This is a genomic window from Rhizobium sp. CB2179, assembly GCF_057653455.1.
The window spans coordinates 1,865,902-1,881,407 of sequence record NZ_CM172781.1 but is presented as its reverse complement, the minus strand read 5'-3'; the positions used below and the strand labels follow the sequence as shown (position 1 = coordinate 1,881,407).

Here is a 15,506-nt window from a genome sequence, read left to right as displayed (position 1 = left end):
TCCGGAGAGCCGATGACAAGCGCCGACCAATTGATCAACGCCTTCACGACGCTGCTCGTCACCATCGATCCACCGGGGCTTGCGCCGATCTTTCTGGGCCTGACGACGGGCATGAGCCGAACCGAGCGCAAGCAGGTGGCGCTGCGCGGCTCGGTCATCGCCTTCATCATCCTTGCCGTCTTCGCGCTTTTCGGCGCGGGCGTGCTCGGGGTGCTCGGGATTTCGATCGGCGCCTTCCGCATCGCCGGCGGGCTGCTGCTGTTCTGGATCGCATTCGAGATGGTGTTCGAGAGGCGGCAGGAGCGCAAGGAGAAGGCGACCGAGGCGGCGATCACCAAGGATCATATCGAGAATATCGCCGTCTTCCCACTCGCCTTGCCGCTGATCGCCGGCCCGGGCGCGATCTCGGCGACGATCCTGCTTGCCGGCACGCTCGCCACCTCGATCGGGAAAGCGCAGCTGATCGGCGTCATTGCCGCCAATCTGCTCCTGACCTTCGTCATGCTGCTCATCGCCGAAAGGCTGGACCGTTTTCTCGGCGTCACCGGCCGGGCGATCCTGACGCGACTCCTCGGCGTCATCCTCGCCGCGCTTGCCGCACAATTCGTCGTCGACGGGGCAAAGTCGGCGTTCAATCTCATCAGCGCGACGCCGCACTGAAAAACCTTGAGCGCCTTTCAATCTAAACTGCGAGAAGTGCGAACGCCTCATTCGGCGTTTCAGGAACCTGCTCCATAGTCAAAGCGCGCACGATAGCTCTCGTCAACTCGCGAAAAATATCTATCGACGAACCTATGTCCGAATGTGCCATTCGATCAAAGGAGAGAATTCCAAAACTAGGTAATGCAGCCTCACCAAGATCCTCTATCCCCTTGAACAGGCCCGGCATGTATTCCGCGGCAAATCCGGTAAGCACTTTGTGGTGACTTGGAGCAAGTGATAGGGACCACCTCTCTCCCTTGGTACGTTCAATCGGGACATTCACCTGCAGACCTTGCGTTTTAGTGGACTTATCCAGGGTAACTGACAGCAGACCATGTACAGTCATGCCTCCAACCGGCCGAGCTATTTCCGCAGCCACGTTCGTCCGATGAGGAGTGCCTTCTCCGCTGGCGAAAACTTTACTCTCCCACAGACGGCATCGAGTTGAATCCATCGACGGCGGTGACTCGTCCAACCAAAGTCGGAGGCGCGTACCGGAAGCTCTATTAAAGATGTGGCAGCTCATTCAGAATTCCCCAAATTCCGGCCGATGTGGTCTGAATCATCTGCCGCGAAATCAAAGAAAAAGAGCATGACGCCATCCAAGGCATCATGCTCTCTCACGTCTCTCACCAAGCCAGGAAAGGCTATCGATCAGAACGGGATATCGTCGTCGAGATCCCGCGAGAAGTTGCCGCCGCCGCCACCGCCGCGGCTCGGCGATGAAGCGGGAGCCGGGGCGCCGTAATCGTCGCCATAATCGTTGCCGCCGGCGCCACTGCCACGGCCGCCGCTCGCGCCGCCGCCTTCACCGCGGCCGTCGAGCATCGTCAGCGTCGAACCGAAACCCTGCAGCACCACTTCCGTGCTGTAGCGATCCTGGCCCTGCTGGTCCTGCCATTTGCGGGTCTGCAGCTGGCCTTCGATATAGAGCTTGGCGCCCTTTTTCACATATTGCTCGACGACCTTGCAGAGGCCCTCGTTGAAGACGACGACAGTGTGCCATTCGGTCTTCTCACGGCGCTCGCCGGAATTGCGATCGCGCCACGTCTCCGAGGTCGCGATACGAAGATTGGCGATCGGCCGGCCATCCTGAGTGCGGCGGATTTCGGGGTCCGCACCGACGTTTCCAATCAGAATTACCTTATTCACACTACCAGCCATGCTTCTCACCCTGCCTGCCGCCCTGCCCGGCGGCGTTTAATCGATCGGCGCACCTTAAACCATCACGGACCGCCGATGCGCATGGGCGGCATTTAATCCACATCTTTATCCATCAGAAAGCCGCATGCATCCATCAGGAATTTTGTTCTTTCTTTGTTCTAATTTATCCGTATGATCCTGTCAACAGAATCGAAAACCTTGACCGTAGTGGACATTCAGCCTCGACTCGCCCGTTGGCATCACTAAATAAGGGCTGTCATCCAGAAAACCAAAGCAGAGACGATGAGCGAACTGAAGACGATCTCCATCCGCGGCGCGCGCGAGCATAATCTGAAGAGCATCGATCTCGATCTGCCGCGTAACAAGCTGATCGTCATGACCGGGCTTTCGGGTTCCGGCAAATCCTCGCTCGCCTTCGACACGATCTATGCCGAGGGCCAGCGGCGTTATGTCGAGAGCCTGTCGGCCTATGCCCGGCAGTTCCTCGAAATGATGCAGAAGCCCGACGTCGACCAGATCGACGGGCTGTCGCCGGCGATCTCGATCGAGCAGAAGACCACGTCGCGCAATCCGCGCTCGACGGTCGGCACCGTCACCGAGATCTACGACTACATGCGCCTGCTCTTTGCCCGCGTCGGCGTTCCATATTCGCCGGCGACCGGCCTACCGATCGAGAGCCAGACCGTCAGCCAGATGGTCGACCGCATTCTCGATTTCGGCGAGGGCACCCGTCTTTATATTCTTGCGCCGCTCGTGCGCGGGCGCAAAGGCGAATACAAAAAAGAACTGGCCGAGCTGATGAAGAAGGGCTTCCAGCGCGTCAAGGTCGACGGCCAGTTCTATGAGATCGCTGAAGCGCCGGTGCTCGACAAGAAATATAAGCACGATATCGACGTGGTGGTCGACCGCATCGTCGTGCGCTCGGATGTCTCGGCGCGGCTGGCCGACAGTCTGGAGACTTGCCTGAAACTCGCCGACGGGCTGGCGGTCGCCGAATTCGCCGACAAGCCGCTGCCGCTGGAAGAGACGTCGGCCGGCGGCTCGGCCAACAAGTCGCTGAACGAGACACATGAGCGCGTGCTGTTTTCGGAAAAATTCGCTTGCCCGGTCTCCGGCTTCACCATTCCCGAGATCGAACCCAGGCTGTTCTCCTTCAACAACCCGTTCGGCGCCTGCCCGACCTGTGACGGCCTCGGCGCCCAGCAGAAGATCGATCCGGATCTGATCGTGCCCGAGCCCGAGCGGACGCTGCGCGACGGGGCGATCGCGCCCTGGGCCAAGTCGACCTCGCCCTACTACAATCAGACGCTGGAAGCGCTCGGCAAACATTACGGCTTCAAGCTCGGCACCCGCTGGAACGATCTCACCGACGAGGCCAAAGACGTCATCCTCAACGGAACCAACGACAAGATCGAATTCCACTACGCCGACGGCGCCCGCTCCTATACGACGCAGAAGAATTTCGAGGGCATCATCACCAATCTCGAGCGCCGCTGGAAGGAGACCGACTCCGCTTGGGCGCGCGAAGATATCGAACGCTTCATGTCGGCGGCCCCCTGCCCTTCCTGCAACGGCTTCCGCCTGAAGCCGGAGGCCTTGGCGGTGAAGATCGACACGCTGCATATCGGCGAAGTGACTGGTATGTCGATCCGTGTTGCCCGCGATTGGTTCGAGACGCTGCCGGCAAGCTTCAACGCCAAGCAGAACGAGATTGCCGTGCGCATCCTCAAGGAAATCCGCGACCGGCTGCGCTTCCTCAATGATGTCGGCCTGGAATATCTCAGCCTGTCGCGCAATTCCGGCACGCTGTCGGGCGGCGAAAGCCAGCGCATCCGGCTTGCCTCGCAGATCGGCTCCGGGCTGACGGGCGTGCTCTATGTGCTCGACGAGCCGTCGATCGGCTTGCATCAGCGTGACAATGCCCGGCTGCTCGACACGCTGAAGCACCTGCGCGACATCGGCAACACCGTCATTGTCGTGGAACATGACGAGGATGCGATCATGACGGCCGACGACGTGGTCGATATCGGCCCGGCGGCCGGCATTCACGGCGGTCAGGTCATTGCCCATGGTACGCCGCAGGACATCATGGACAGTCCGAACTCGCTGACCGGTAAATATCTCTCCGGCGAACTTGGCGTTCCCGTTCCCGACGAGCGCCGCAAGCCGAAGAAGGGCCGCGAGATCAAGGTGGTCGGGGCGCGCGGCAACAATCTGAAGAATGTCACGGCGTCGATCCCGCTCGGCGTGTTCACGGCGGTGACCGGCGTTTCCGGCGGCGGCAAATCCACCTTCCTGATCGAGACGCTTTATAAATCGGCGGCACGCCGCGTCATGGGCGCACGTGAAAACCCGGCCGATCACGATCGCATCGACGGCTTCGAGCATATCGACAAGGTGATCGACATCGACCAGTCGCCGATCGGCCGTACGCCGCGCTCGAACCCGGCGACCTATACCGGCGCCTTCACGCCGATCCGCGACTGGTTCGCCGGCCTGCCGGAGGCAAAGGCGCGCGGCTACCAGCCGGGCCGCTTCTCGTTCAACGTCAAAGGCGGACGCTGCGAGGCCTGCCAGGGCGACGGCGTCATCAAGATCGAGATGCACTTCCTGCCCGATGTCTACGTCACTTGCGATGTCTGCCACGGCAAGCGCTATAACAGAGAGACGCTCGATGTCACCTTCAAGCAGAAGTCGATCGCCGAGGTGCTCGACATGACGGTGGAAGAAGGCGTCGATTTCTTTGCGGCGGTGCCTGCGGTGCGCGACAAGCTGCAATCGCTGAAGGATGTCGGCCTCGGTTATATCAAGGTCGGCCAGCAGGCGAATACGCTCTCGGGCGGCGAAGCGCAGCGCGTCAAGCTCGCCAAGGAACTGTCGAAGCGCTCGACGGGGCGCACGCTCTATATTCTCGATGAACCGACGACCGGCCTGCATTTCCACGACGTCGCCAAGCTGCTCGAAATGCTGCACGAACTGGTCAACCAGGGCAATTCGGTGGTGGTGATCGAGCACAATCTCGAAGTCATCAAGACGGCCGACTGGGTGCTCGATTTCGGCCCCGAAGGCGGCGACGGCGGCGGCGAGATCGTCGCGACCGGCACGCCCGAAGCGATCGTCAAGGAGAAGCGGTCCTATACCGGACAGTTCCTGAAGGAATTGCTGGAACGGCGGCCGGCGAAGAAGGCGGTTGCGGCGGAATGACGATGAGGCCAGCGTCGCCCGTTGATCTGGAAACGATCGCGACGCTGACGTCAGCCGCTTATCGGCCCTATAGCGAACTCTTCGGCGCTCCGCCGATACCCGTGACGGAGGATTACGCGCCGCGGATCGAACGCGGCGAGGTCTGGCTGCGCGAGGTCGGCGGGCAAACGGCCGGCCTGGTGGTCGTCGAGCAGCATGCCGATCACCTCATGCTGTTCAGCATCGCGGTCTCGCCGGCCTTTCAAGGTGCCGGGCATGGACTGGCGATGCTGCGCTGGCTGGAGGGCAAGGCACGGGAATGGGCCGTGCCGGAGATCCGGCTCTACACGAATGCGCGGATGGAGCGGAATATCGCGCTCTACAGCGCCTTCGGGTTTCAGGAAACGGGTCGCCGGCCGAACCCTTATCGGCCAGGATGGACGCTCGTCGATATGACGAAAGAGATCGATGCGGCCTGAGCGGCTGCGAATGGGGAGGACGACATGACGAAATCCGGCACTATCCGCACCGGCATCGGCGGCTGGACCTTCGAGCCCTGGCGCGGGCATTTCTTTCCCGAGAGCCTGAAACAGAAGGACGAGCTGAATTATGCCAGCCGCCAGCTGAAGGTCATCGAGGTCAACGGCACCTATTACAGCACGCAGAAGCCTGCGGTCTTTGCCAAATGGGCGGCTGACGTGCCCGACGGCTTCATCTTCTCGCTGAAGGCGACACGTTTCGTCACCAATCGGCGGGTGCTTGCCGAAGCCGGTGAATCGATGGAGCGGTTCCTGTCATCGGGCATCAGCGAACTCGGCGATCATCTCGGGCCGCTGCTCTGGCAGTTCGCGCCGACGAAGAAGTTCGATGCAGAGGATTTCGAAGCCTTCCTGAACTTGCTGCCGGCAAAACAGGAGGGGCTGACACTCCGCCACGTGGTCGAGGTGCGGCACGATTCCTTCAAGGTGCCGGAGTTCGTGGCGCTGCTGGCCAAATACGGCGTGGCGCCTGTTTGCGCCGAACATTTCGAATATCCGATGATCGCCGACGTGACGGCCGATTTCGTCTATGCGCGGCTGCAGAAGGGCTCGGACGATATTCCGACCTGCTATCCGGAAAAGGACCTGAAGGCCTGGGCTGACCGGCTGGAGACCTGGGCGGAGGGCAAGGTTCCTGATGACCTGCCGCTGATCGATGGAGATCGCAAGGTGAAGACCGAGCCGCGCGACGTCTTTGCCTTCATGATCCATGAGGGCAAGGTCAATGCGCCGCATGGGGCAATCGCCCTGCAGCAGGCGCTGGCGAAGTAGGCAAGGCTGGCCCGCCGATAACGGCAGGCTTCATTTTTTCTCGTTCGCCAGCGCCTCTTTCCGGCGCGGCAGGAGCGACTTGAGGTGCCGCCATAGCGGCGAAACGGCGTAGCCGGCGACCGGAATTGCAATCAAGCCGGCGACGATCCCGACGATGCCAGCTCCTGCGGCCTCGACGATCCAGCTGAGCACCGATGCCAGAACGGGAACTGCATGCGCCGTCGCCTCACCGGCATCATGGATCAGATGCGCAAGGCCGCCGATGCCATAGGCTTCGAGGCCATGAACGATGATGCCGCCGCCGACCCAGATCATGGCGGCTGTTCCGACAATGCCGAGCACTTTCAGAAAATAAGGCATGCCTGTGACGAGCCCCTTTCCGATCGAACGCAGGAATGCGCCGATCGGAGACGCCGTCCGCACACGCGCCAGCATCAGACCCAGATCATCGGCCTTGACGATAAGCGCCACACCGCCATAGACCAAGACCGTGATGCCCAGCCCAACGACGGCAAGGATGACGGCCTGCGTGAACATGCTGCCTGACGGCACTGCGGCGAGCGTAATCGCCATGATCTCGGCCGACAGAATGAAATCCGTCTTGATTGCGCCGGCAACCTTCTCGTCTTCTATGGATTTGGCATCGAGGCTCGTCGCCTCGAGCGCCGATTCATGGGCGTGGGCCGCGTGCGGCAGCACCAGCCCGTAGACTTTTTCCACACCCTCGTAGCAGAGATAAAGTCCGCCAATCATCAGCAGCGGTGTGATCGCCTGCGGTGCGACAAGGCTCAGGATCAGTGCTGCCGGAAGCAGGATCAGAAGCTTGTTCTTCAGCGAGCCGAGCGCGATCTTGCCGATGATCGGCAATTCGCGTGCTGCCGAAAATCCGGTGACATAGCGGGGTGTGACGGCCGCATCGTCAATGACGACGCCAGCCGCTTTCGCGCCTGCTTTGGCCGCCTGGCCGGCAATATCGTCGAGCGAGGCCGCAGCCACCTTGGCCAATGCCGCGATATCATCAAGAAGGGCGATCAGGCCAATACTCATTCGAGCCTCCGTCGGGAAGACAAACTTACACAGCAAAACGGAAAGCCCGTGAACGAGACGCGGAATCCTCCGCCGGGAAGATGCCACGCAAGGATCGCGGCGACAATGGCCGTTATTCAGCCGGCATCGAGTTCAACCCGCCCTCGATGCTGCTTCTGCGTCAGAGGTGCAGGAGGCCATCAGCGGGCAGATCCGGCAGATGGCTGGATCCGCGGCGTCCGCGCTCCTCAATCCTGGCCCATGCCGAGGCGCAAGCGCATCGGACCGAAAATCGGAATCGATTGTCGGAAAGCACGATGCGATTGAAAGAGCTAGAGCGTCCTTTGTGCGTCCCAAAGGACGCAGCCCTCTAAAGGGTCAACACCTCGTCTGCAAGCTCCTCCGCCGTCAGCCCCTTGCCGGCGCGTTGGCCTGCCTCGCCGTGCAGCCAGACGCCGGCGGCCGCGGCCTCGAAGGCCGGCAGGCCCTGGGCCAGCAATCCGCCGATGATGCCGGCAAGCACGTCGCCGGAACCGGCGGTGGCAAGCCAGACGGGAGCGTTGGTATTGATGAGCGCACGGCCGTCTGGCGCGGCGATGACGGTATCGGCGCCTTTGTAGATAATCGCGGCATTGGCGCGGCGGGCGGCGGCCACAGCCTTGTCCACCTTGCCGAGCCTATCGTCGCCGCCGATATCGGGAAAGAGCCGGGCGAATTCGCCCTCGTGCGGCGTCAGCACCAGACGCGGCTCACCCCGGAAAAGATCAAACAGCTGTTGCGGATCGTCCTTGAACGAGGAGATGCCGTCGGCATCGAGCACCAGATGGCGATCGGCAAGGGCCGAGACGAAGCCGCGCGCCCTGGCGCCGATACCGAAACCGGGGCCGAGGACGAAGGTCTGCAGCCGCTTGTCGGAGAGCCAGTCGCCGAGGTCGGCCTCGTCGTCGATGGCATGCAGCATGACGGCGGTGAGATGCGCAGCATTGGCGGCCATCGCCGCGTGGGGGGCGGCGATCGTCACCAGGCCGGCGCCGGCCTTCAGGCCCGAGATCGCCGACATGCGCGCGGCACCCGTCTTGTCGGCCTCGCCTGAGAAGACGACCAGATGACCGCGCTTGTATTTGTGGGTTTCCAGTTGCTCGGCCGGCAGCACGCGCTTCCAGGCATCCGGCGTGTTCTCGGCGATGACACCGCCTGCCTCAGCGCGGATGATGCGGGCGGGAATACCGATATCGAAGACCTCCAATTCACCGCAAAGCTCCCTACCCGGCATCAGCAGATGACCGGGCTTGCGGGTCATGAAGGTGATGGTGTTGCAGGCCCGGAAGGCGGCACCCAGCACCTTGCCGGTGCGACCATCGAGGCCGGAGGGCAGATCGATGGCGAGCACAGGAATATCGGCCTCGGTGACGCGGCCGATCAGCGCGCGCACATCGGCCGGCACCTCGCGGCCAAGCCCCGCCCCGAACAAGCCATCGACGACGACGTCGCCGGTTTCCGGCCGATAGAGGTCGAGTTCCTGTCCCTTGAGCGCGCAGTTCATGTGGGCACGGGCGGCATCACCTTTCAGCCTCATGGGATCGCCGAGGTGGAAGAGCGCCACCCTCGCCCCGCTTTCCTGCAGATGACGGGCTGCGACATAGGCGTCGCCGCCATTGTTGCCCGGTCCGCAGAGTGCGACGAAACGCAAAGCTCCGGGATAAAGGCGCAGAGCAGCGGCCGCGACCGCGGCACCTGCCCCCTCCATCAGACCGAAGGAGTCGATGCCGGATGCCGCAGCGGCCGCGTCGACCGCGGCCATTTCGGCAGGCGTGAGAAGAAGGTCGGACAGATGTTTGATCATCACCCTATTCAATCAAAAAACGCCTAAAAAACAACCGCCTGAAATACCAAAGAGAAGGACGCAATTTAAGCATTTGCCTATATTTTCATCTCCAGACGATGTGTATTCGCAGTTGCGAAAATACCTGACTTTTTCCGTTTCGGATGTGATTTTGATCGGAGACAATGTTTTTCCACCCGTTCCGCCACCAAAACCACATAGAATTCCCCGCAAACGCGCCTGTTTTGACAGAATCGACGTGTTTTTTCGACAAGATGGATTTCAAACTGGCACGATATCTGCATCATATCCGGCGAGCGGGAAAATTCCTGCCATAACAAGAGAAGCGGAGAGACATTTTCTCATGAAAAAGATCGAAGCGATCATTAAGCCTTTCAAGCTGGACGAAGTGAAGGAAGCCCTTCAGGAAGTTGGCCTGCAGGGTATCACGGTCACGGAAGCCAAGGGTTTCGGCCGTCAGAAGGGCCACACGGAACTCTACCGCGGAGCTGAATACGTCGTCGATTTCCTGCCGAAGGTTAAAGTCGAGGTCGTACTGGCCGACGAGAACGCGGAGGCCGTCATCGATGCGATCCGCAAGGCGGCGCAGACCGGCCGCATCGGCGACGGAAAGATCTTCGTATCCAACATCGAAGAGGTTATCCGCATCCGCACCGGCGAGACCGGCATCGATGCCATCTGACCACTTTGCCAATCGCGCAAAGTCCGTTACCGTCATCGCCGACCTACACCGTCATCGCAAATCGGAGGAAACTCATTAATGGCGACCGCAAGCGAAATTCTGAAGCAGATCAAGGAGAACGACGTAAAGTTCGTCGATCTGCGTTTCACCGACCCGAAGGGCAAGCTACAGCATGTGACGATGGACGTCGTCTGCGTCGACGAAGACATGTTCGCTGACGGCGTGATGTTCGACGGCTCCTCGATCGGCGGCTGGAAGGCCATCAACGAGTCCGACATGGTGCTGATGCCCGACACCGAAACGGTGCATATGGACCCGTTCTTCGCCCAGTCGACCATGGTCATCGTCTGCGACATCCTCGATCCGGTCTCCGGCGAGGCCTATAACCGCGATCCGCGCGGCACCGCCAAGAAGGCCGAAGCCTATCTCAAGGCATCAGGCATCGGCGATACCATCTTCGTCGGCCCGGAAGCCGAATTCTTCGTCTTCGACGACGTCAAGTACAAGGCCGATCCTTATAACACCGGCTTCAAGCTCGATTCCACCGAATTGCCGTCGAACGACGACACCGACTACGAGACCGGCAACCTCGGCCACCGTCCGCGCGTCAAGGGCGGCTACTTCCCGGTTCCCCCCGTCGACAGCGCCCAGGACATGCGTTCTGAAATGCTGACGGTGCTCTCCGAAATGGGCGTCGTCGTCGAAAAGCATCACCACGAAGTGGCTGCTGCCCAGCACGAACTCGGCATCAAGTTCGATACGCTGGTGCGCAACGCCGACAAGATGCAGATCTACAAATACGTCGTGCACCAGGTGGCCAACGCCTATGGCAAGACAGCGACCTTCATGCCGAAGCCGATCTTCGGCGACAACGGCTCGGGCATGCATGTGCACCAGTCGATCTGGAAGGGCGGCAAGCCGACCTTTGCCGGCGACGAATATGCCGGCCTTTCCGAGAGCTGCCTGTTCTATATCGGCGGCATCATCAAGCACGCCAAGGCGATCAACGCCTTCACCAATCCGTCGACGAATTCCTACAAGCGTCTGGTCCCGGGTTATGAAGCACCGGTACTGCTGGCCTATTCGGCCCGCAACCGCTCGGCTTCCTGCCGCATTCCGTTCGGCACCAACCCGAAGGCAAAGCGCGTCGAAGTCCGCTTCCCGGATCCGACCGCCAACCCCTATCTCGCCTTTGCCGCCATGCTGATGGCCGGCCTCGACGGCATCAAGAACAAGATCCATCCGGGCAAGGCCATGGACAAGGATCTCTACGACCTGCCGCCGAAGGAACTGAAGAAGATCCCGACCGTCTGCGGCAGCTTGCGCGAAGCACTCGAAAGTCTCGACAAGGATCGCAAGTTCCTGACGGCCGGCGGCGTCTTCGACGACGACCAGATCGATGCCTTCATCGAGTTGAAGATGGCTGAGGTGATGCGTTTCGAAATGACGCCGCATCCGGTCGAATACGACATGTACTATTCGGCCTGATCGGGCCCTGAACACAGAAAGTCCCGGCCCGCCGGGGCTTTCGCCTCCCAGGTCACGAACGGCAAATGGCGAGGATATGACGTTCATGTGACGAACGGCGTGCAAAATCTTGATTTGCGCGGCGCCAATCACCAAATTTGGTGATGAAAGGAAGTCGTACCATGAAAGAAAGAGTAGCAAAGTTCAGCATCGGCGAAGTGGTTCGGCACAAGGTTTTTCCGTTTCGCGGCGTCATCTTTGACGTTGATCCGGAGTTCGCGAATACGGAGGAATGGTGGAATTCCATTCCGGCCGAGGTGCGCCCGAGCAGGGACCAGCCCTTCTATCACCTGCTTGCCGAGAATGACGAGAGCGAATATGTCGCTTACGTCTCCGAACAGAACCTGATGAACGACGAAAGCGGCACGCCGCTTCGCAACCCACAGATCTACCAGATCTTCGATCAGGCCCCGTCAGGGCAGTTCAAACCCAAGATGAGCTTCGCCCACTAACTCACTCGTGCCGATCGTTAAATCAAGGCCTCGCTTCTCCCGGCGAGGCCTTTTCATTGCGCAACAAAAAACCCGGCGCGAAGCCGGGTCTCTGTTTCAAAGAAAGCGGCAGGATTACTGCGCCTTGGCTGCCTTCTGGGCATCTTCAAGCTTCTTGCGGGCTTCTTCGGCCTTCTTCTGCATGCTGTCCTGCAGGCTGCGCTGGCTTTCAGCGAGCTTGGATTCGGAAACCGGTTCGCCGTCATAAGCGCCGGTGAAGCCTTCAAGCGAAATCTTGATCGGGTTCGGGGCGCGGCGGAAGTTGATTGAAGTGAAGATCACGTCGCTGCCCTTCTTGAGGCTGGCGATCATCGCGTCGGTCAGCGGAATTTCGGCTGTGCACTTGTCCGGCAGGCAGACGGCGTAGTCGAGCTTCTGGCCCTTGCCGCCGTCGATCTGCATGATGACGCCGGGAGGAACCAGGCGTGCCGTGGGAACCGAGACCTGCAAGAGCTTGCGGTTGATCTTGCCGGAAACCGAGATCAGGCCGACTGCTGTAACAAGCTGGCCGCCATTGGCGAGGATCAGGTTCTGGACAACACAGATGTCGTTGTCTTCCTGCTTGCTGCAGGTCTTGTACCAGCCGAGCTTCGGCGCTCCTGCGGCCTGTGCCGGGGCATCGGCCGGAGCCTGTGCCGCCGCATCCTGTGCGAAGGAGGAGACCGGAGCCGAAGCGCCGAACACCACTGCCAGAACGGACAGTGCTGCCCGCATTTTCTTTTCAGACTTGAACATCATAACGAATTCCGTCTCCTGATATCCGTTCGGAGCAGCGGTTTGCCGCCCCAACCATCGGGTCGTTCGGCACTCCACCTCTTAAAAAAATAAGGCAAATGCATGACCCCTAAACTTCGGGTTCACCTGTTACATCGCAGCGTTCAAGATATCCAGCATTTCTTTGGCAATTTGAGGTGCATTTCGTCGCGATGCCAAAGAAATCGCCGCTCAGTGTTGGAATCGATCGACCCCATGATAATCTCCGCGGTGAATCATGCCCCGTTTTCACGGATCAAGGATTGCCGAATGCTCCGGATTGTCGTCCCTCTCGTCCTCTCGCTGCTGTGCGGCACTGTCGCTGCCGAGCCGCTGCACGGCATCGCGATGCACGGCGAGCCGGCCTTGCCGGCCGACTACAAACACTTCCCTTACGTCAACCCCGACGTGAAAAAGGGCGGCAAGATCACTTACGGCGTCGTCGGCACCTTCGACAGTCTCAACCCGTTCATCCTGAAGAGCATGCGCACGACGGCGCGCGGCATGTGGGATCCGGAATATGGCAATCTCGTCTACGAATCGCTGATGCAGCGCTCCAGGGACGAACCCTTCACGCTTTACGGCCTGCTTGCCGAGACGGTCGAATGGGACGACAACAGGAGCTTCATCCAGTTCAATCTCAATCCGAAGGCGAAATGGGACGACGGCCAGCCGGTGACGCCCGAAGACGTGATGTTCACCTTCGAGCTGATGCGCGACAAAGGCCTCCCGCGCTACGCAACCCCCCTGAAGAAATTCGTCGCCAAGGTGGAAAGGGTCGGCGAGCGTAGCGTGCGCTTGACCTTCACCGACAAAGCTAACCGTGAGACGCCTTTGATCTTCGGCCTTTTCCCGGTGCTGCCCAAACATGCGGTCGATCCCGAAACCTTCGACCGCACAGCGCTGACGCCGCCGGTCGGCTCTGGCCCCTATAAGGTAAAGACGGTGAAGCCCGGCGAGAGCATCACCTATGAGCGCGACCCGAATTACTGGGGCAAGGACATTCCCGCCAAGGTCGGCACGGACAATTACGACCAGATCACCGTCCAGTATTTCCTGCAGGACACGACGCTGTTCGAGGCCTTCAAGAAAGGCGACGTCGACACCTACCCTGACGGCAATCCCGGCCATTGGGCCAATGCCTATGATTTCCCCGCCGTCACCTCGGGGGCTGCAATCAAGGATGCGTTCACGCCTAAACTGCCGAGCGGCATGCTCGGCTTCGTGTTCAACACGCGCCGGCCGATCTTTGCCGATCTCAAGGTGCGCGAGGGCCTGTCGCTGGTGTTCGATTTTGAATGGGCGAACAAGAACCTCTATTCCGGAGCCTACAAGCGCACGCAGAGCTTCTGGCAGAATTCCGAGCTGTCGAGCTTTGGCGTTCCGGCCGATGCGAGGGAACTTGCCCAGCTCGGGCCGATCAAGGACAAGATCGCGCCAGAGATTCTCGACGGCACCTACAAGCTGCCCGTCACCGACGGCTCCGGCCGCGACCGCAATGTACTGAAACAGGCCGTCGCGCTGTTGAAGCAGGGCGGCTATACGATCCAAGGCGGCAAGATGCTTGACGCCTCCGGCCGCCAGCTCGCCTTCGAGATCATGACGCAGAATGCCGACCAGGAGAAACTCGCCGTCGCCTACCAGCGTTCGCTGCAGACGATCGGCATCGCCGCCGCGATCCGTACGGTCGACGATTCGCAGTATCAGAGCCGGACGAACAGCTTCGATTACGACATGATCCTCAAGTCCTACACGTCTTCGCTCTCGCCTGGAACCGAACAGCTCGGCCGCTGGTCTTCGGCTGTGCGCACGCAGGAGGGGACGGACAGCTTTGCAGGCGCCAACGATCCCGATCTCGACACGCTGATCGACCATCTGCTCGGGGCGCGCTCCGCCGAGGATTTCACCGCGGCGGTGCGCTCCTACGACCGGCTGCTGCTTTCCGGCCATTACGTGCTGCCGCTCTATCATATGGACCAGCAATGGGTGGCGCGCAGCAAGCGCATCGGCCATCCCGACACGGTGCCGCTCTACGGCTACCAGCTGCCGGTATGGTGGGACGTGAGCGCGCAATAGGAAGCAACCGAACCGCTTCCGGCCGAAATGTCGCCGTGCGGAGATGCATGAGAATAAGGAAGATTATTATGGAGCGTATCACCATCGACGTCGTCTCGGATGTCGTCTGCCCCTGGTGCTATCTCGGCAAGGCGCGCCTGGAGCTCGCCATCGCCGAAGTTCAGGACCAAATCGGCGTCGACATCAACTGGCGGCCGTACCAGCTCAATCCCGACTACCCAAAGGAAGGCGTCGACCAGAAGAAGGCGCTGGCGGAAAAGCTCGGCGGCGAGGAGCGTGTGGCCCAGGCGCACAAGATGCTCACCGATTACGGCCGCGAGGTCGGCGTCTCCTTCAATTTCGAGGCGATCAAGATCGGCCCGAACACGCTCGACGCACATCGGTTGGTCCACTGGGCGATGATCGAAGGCCGCGAGAAGCAGGACAAGGTCGTTGCCGCGCTGTTCAAGGCGAATTTCGAGGAAGGCCACAATGTCGGCGACCATGCGGTGCTGCTCGATATCGCCGAAAAATCAGGCCTAGACCGCTCGGTCATCGCCTCGCTGCTTGCCTCCGATGCCGACCGCGATCTGATCGTCGCCGAAATCAAGGCGGCCCAGGAGATGGGCGTCAACGGCGTGCCCTTCTTCATCTTCGACCAGCAATATGCCGTCAGCGGCGCACAGACGCCCGACGTGTTGGCGAATGCGCTGCGCGACATCGCCAAGGCGAAGGCCGAGGCGCGATCAGGCATGAACTAACGCTGCCGG

At 60.6% G+C, this 15,506-nt stretch carries 14 protein-coding genes; 9 read left to right on the top strand and 5 right to left on the bottom strand.

Annotation, left to right across the window (positions count from 1 at the left end; genetic code table 11):
- The first annotated feature begins 12 nt into the window (after positions 1 to 12).
- Positions 13 to 660 carry a MarC family protein gene (locus AC244Q_RS09480; RefSeq protein ID WP_113545091.1) on the top strand — a complete coding sequence of 216 codons (648 nt, stop codon included), beginning with the start codon at positions 13 to 15 and terminating at the stop codon, positions 658 to 660.
- A 22-nt stretch (positions 661 to 682) separates the two neighbouring features.
- Here the strand turns inward: AC244Q_RS09480 and AC244Q_RS09475 are convergent, their stop codons facing one another.
- Both AC244Q_RS09475 and AC244Q_RS09470 read right to left on the bottom strand, forming a co-directional pair.
- Positions 683 to 1,048: a hypothetical protein gene (locus AC244Q_RS09475; RefSeq protein ID WP_017994061.1), complete on the bottom strand. Its 366-nt coding sequence runs from the start codon at positions 1,046 to 1,048 to the stop codon at positions 683 to 685.
- 308 nt (positions 1,049 to 1,356) lie between these two features.
- Positions 1,357 to 1,866: a single-stranded DNA-binding protein gene (locus tag AC244Q_RS09470; protein ID WP_012757440.1), complete on the bottom strand. Its 510-nt coding sequence runs from the start codon at positions 1,864 to 1,866 to the stop codon at positions 1,357 to 1,359.
- A 282-nt stretch (positions 1,867 to 2,148) separates the two neighbouring features.
- On the opposite strand from AC244Q_RS09470, the gene uvrA reads away from it, so the two are divergent.
- Genes uvrA through AC244Q_RS09455 form a run of 3 tightly spaced genes read left to right on the top strand, consistent with a single transcriptional unit; the run spans position 2,149 to position 6,359 of the window.
- The gene (gene uvrA, locus AC244Q_RS09465) at positions 2,149 to 5,070 is read left to right on the top strand and encodes an excinuclease ABC subunit UvrA (protein ID WP_012757439.1); all 2,922 of its coding nucleotides are present in this window, start codon (positions 2,149 to 2,151) and stop codon (positions 5,068 to 5,070) included.
- Positions 5,067 to 5,528, top strand: coding sequence for a GNAT family N-acetyltransferase (locus tag AC244Q_RS09460; RefSeq protein ID WP_128406976.1), 462 nt, complete (start codon positions 5,067 to 5,069; stop codon positions 5,526 to 5,528). The genes uvrA and AC244Q_RS09460 overlap by 4 nt, the downstream gene beginning before the upstream one ends.
- Before the next feature lie 24 nt (positions 5,529 to 5,552).
- Complete coding sequence (locus tag AC244Q_RS09455) at positions 5,553 to 6,359, top strand: DUF72 domain-containing protein (RefSeq protein ID WP_012757437.1); 807 nt, start codon at positions 5,553 to 5,555, stop codon at positions 6,357 to 6,359.
- Positions 6,360 to 6,389: 30 nt separating this feature from the next.
- Here the strand turns inward: AC244Q_RS09455 and AC244Q_RS09450 are convergent, their stop codons facing one another.
- A complete protein-coding gene (locus tag AC244Q_RS09450; protein ID WP_012757436.1) occupies positions 6,390 to 7,406 on the bottom strand; it encodes a DUF808 domain-containing protein in 1,017 nt (338 codons plus the stop codon).
- A 349-nt stretch (positions 7,407 to 7,755) separates the two neighbouring features.
- The gene (locus AC244Q_RS09445; protein ID WP_128406977.1) at positions 7,756 to 9,228 is read right to left on the bottom strand and encodes an NAD(P)H-hydrate dehydratase; all 1,473 of its coding nucleotides are present in this window, start codon (positions 9,226 to 9,228) and stop codon (positions 7,756 to 7,758) included.
- A 343-nt stretch (positions 9,229 to 9,571) separates the two neighbouring features.
- On the opposite strand from AC244Q_RS09445, the gene AC244Q_RS09440 reads away from it, so the two are divergent.
- The 3 genes from AC244Q_RS09440 to hspQ all read left to right on the top strand — a co-directional run bounded on the left by AC244Q_RS09440 (position 9,572) and on the right by hspQ (position 11,889).
- The gene (locus AC244Q_RS09440; RefSeq protein ID WP_003579240.1) at positions 9,572 to 9,910 is read left to right on the top strand and encodes a P-II family nitrogen regulator; all 339 of its coding nucleotides are present in this window, start codon (positions 9,572 to 9,574) and stop codon (positions 9,908 to 9,910) included.
- Between the two features lie 78 nt (positions 9,911 to 9,988).
- Positions 9,989 to 11,398: a type I glutamate--ammonia ligase gene (gene glnA, locus AC244Q_RS09435; RefSeq protein WP_012757434.1), complete on the top strand. Its 1,410-nt coding sequence runs from the start codon at positions 9,989 to 9,991 to the stop codon at positions 11,396 to 11,398.
- Between the two features lie 161 nt (positions 11,399 to 11,559).
- On the top strand, positions 11,560 to 11,889 hold the full coding sequence (gene hspQ / locus AC244Q_RS09430) for a heat shock protein HspQ (RefSeq protein WP_003539613.1): 330 nt from the start codon (positions 11,560 to 11,562) through the stop codon (positions 11,887 to 11,889).
- 114 nt (positions 11,890 to 12,003) lie between these two features.
- Here the strand turns inward: hspQ and AC244Q_RS09425 are convergent, their stop codons facing one another.
- A complete protein-coding gene (locus AC244Q_RS09425; RefSeq protein ID WP_017994059.1) occupies positions 12,004 to 12,666 on the bottom strand; it encodes an invasion associated locus B family protein in 663 nt (220 codons plus the stop codon).
- A gap of 285 nt (positions 12,667 to 12,951) precedes the next feature.
- On the opposite strand from AC244Q_RS09425, the gene AC244Q_RS09420 reads away from it, so the two are divergent.
- Together AC244Q_RS09420 and AC244Q_RS09415 are read left to right on the top strand one after the other, a co-directional pair.
- Positions 12,952 to 14,757 carry an extracellular solute-binding protein gene (locus AC244Q_RS09420; RefSeq protein WP_012757432.1) on the top strand — a complete coding sequence of 602 codons (1,806 nt, stop codon included), beginning with the start codon at positions 12,952 to 12,954 and terminating at the stop codon, positions 14,755 to 14,757.
- Between the two features lie 68 nt (positions 14,758 to 14,825).
- Complete coding sequence (locus AC244Q_RS09415) at positions 14,826 to 15,497, top strand: DsbA family oxidoreductase (RefSeq protein ID WP_012757431.1); 672 nt, start codon at positions 14,826 to 14,828, stop codon at positions 15,495 to 15,497.
- Positions 15,498 to 15,506: the final 9 nt, after the last annotated feature.

Excerpts from the sequence above, each read along its gene's own strand:
- AC244Q_RS09480 (WP_113545091.1), top strand. The coding sequence starts at position 13 with ATGACAAGCGCCGACCAATTGATCAACGCCTTCACGACGCTGCTCGTC.
- AC244Q_RS09475 (WP_017994061.1), bottom strand. The coding sequence starts at position 1,048 with ATGACTGTACATGGTCTGCTGTCAGTTACCCTGGATAAGTCCACTAAA.
- AC244Q_RS09470 (WP_012757440.1), bottom strand. The coding sequence starts at position 1,866 with ATGGCTGGTAGTGTGAATAAGGTAATTCTGATTGGAAACGTCGGTGCG.
- uvrA (WP_012757439.1), top strand. The coding sequence starts at position 2,149 with ATGAGCGAACTGAAGACGATCTCCATCCGCGGCGCGCGCGAGCATAAT.
- AC244Q_RS09460 (WP_128406976.1), top strand. The coding sequence starts at position 5,067 with ATGACGATGAGGCCAGCGTCGCCCGTTGATCTGGAAACGATCGCGACG.
- AC244Q_RS09455 (WP_012757437.1), top strand. The coding sequence starts at position 5,553 with ATGACGAAATCCGGCACTATCCGCACCGGCATCGGCGGCTGGACCTTC.
- AC244Q_RS09450 (WP_012757436.1), bottom strand. The coding sequence starts at position 7,406 with ATGAGTATTGGCCTGATCGCCCTTCTTGATGATATCGCGGCATTGGCC.
- AC244Q_RS09445 (WP_128406977.1), bottom strand. The coding sequence starts at position 9,228 with ATGATCAAACATCTGTCCGACCTTCTTCTCACGCCTGCCGAAATGGCC.
- AC244Q_RS09440 (WP_003579240.1), top strand. The coding sequence starts at position 9,572 with ATGAAAAAGATCGAAGCGATCATTAAGCCTTTCAAGCTGGACGAAGTG.
- glnA (WP_012757434.1), top strand. The coding sequence starts at position 9,989 with ATGGCGACCGCAAGCGAAATTCTGAAGCAGATCAAGGAGAACGACGTA.
- hspQ (WP_003539613.1), top strand. The coding sequence starts at position 11,560 with ATGAAAGAAAGAGTAGCAAAGTTCAGCATCGGCGAAGTGGTTCGGCAC.
- AC244Q_RS09425 (WP_017994059.1), bottom strand. The coding sequence starts at position 12,666 with ATGATGTTCAAGTCTGAAAAGAAAATGCGGGCAGCACTGTCCGTTCTG.
- AC244Q_RS09420 (WP_012757432.1), top strand. The coding sequence starts at position 12,952 with ATGCTCCGGATTGTCGTCCCTCTCGTCCTCTCGCTGCTGTGCGGCACT.
- AC244Q_RS09415 (WP_012757431.1), top strand. The coding sequence starts at position 14,826 with ATGGAGCGTATCACCATCGACGTCGTCTCGGATGTCGTCTGCCCCTGG.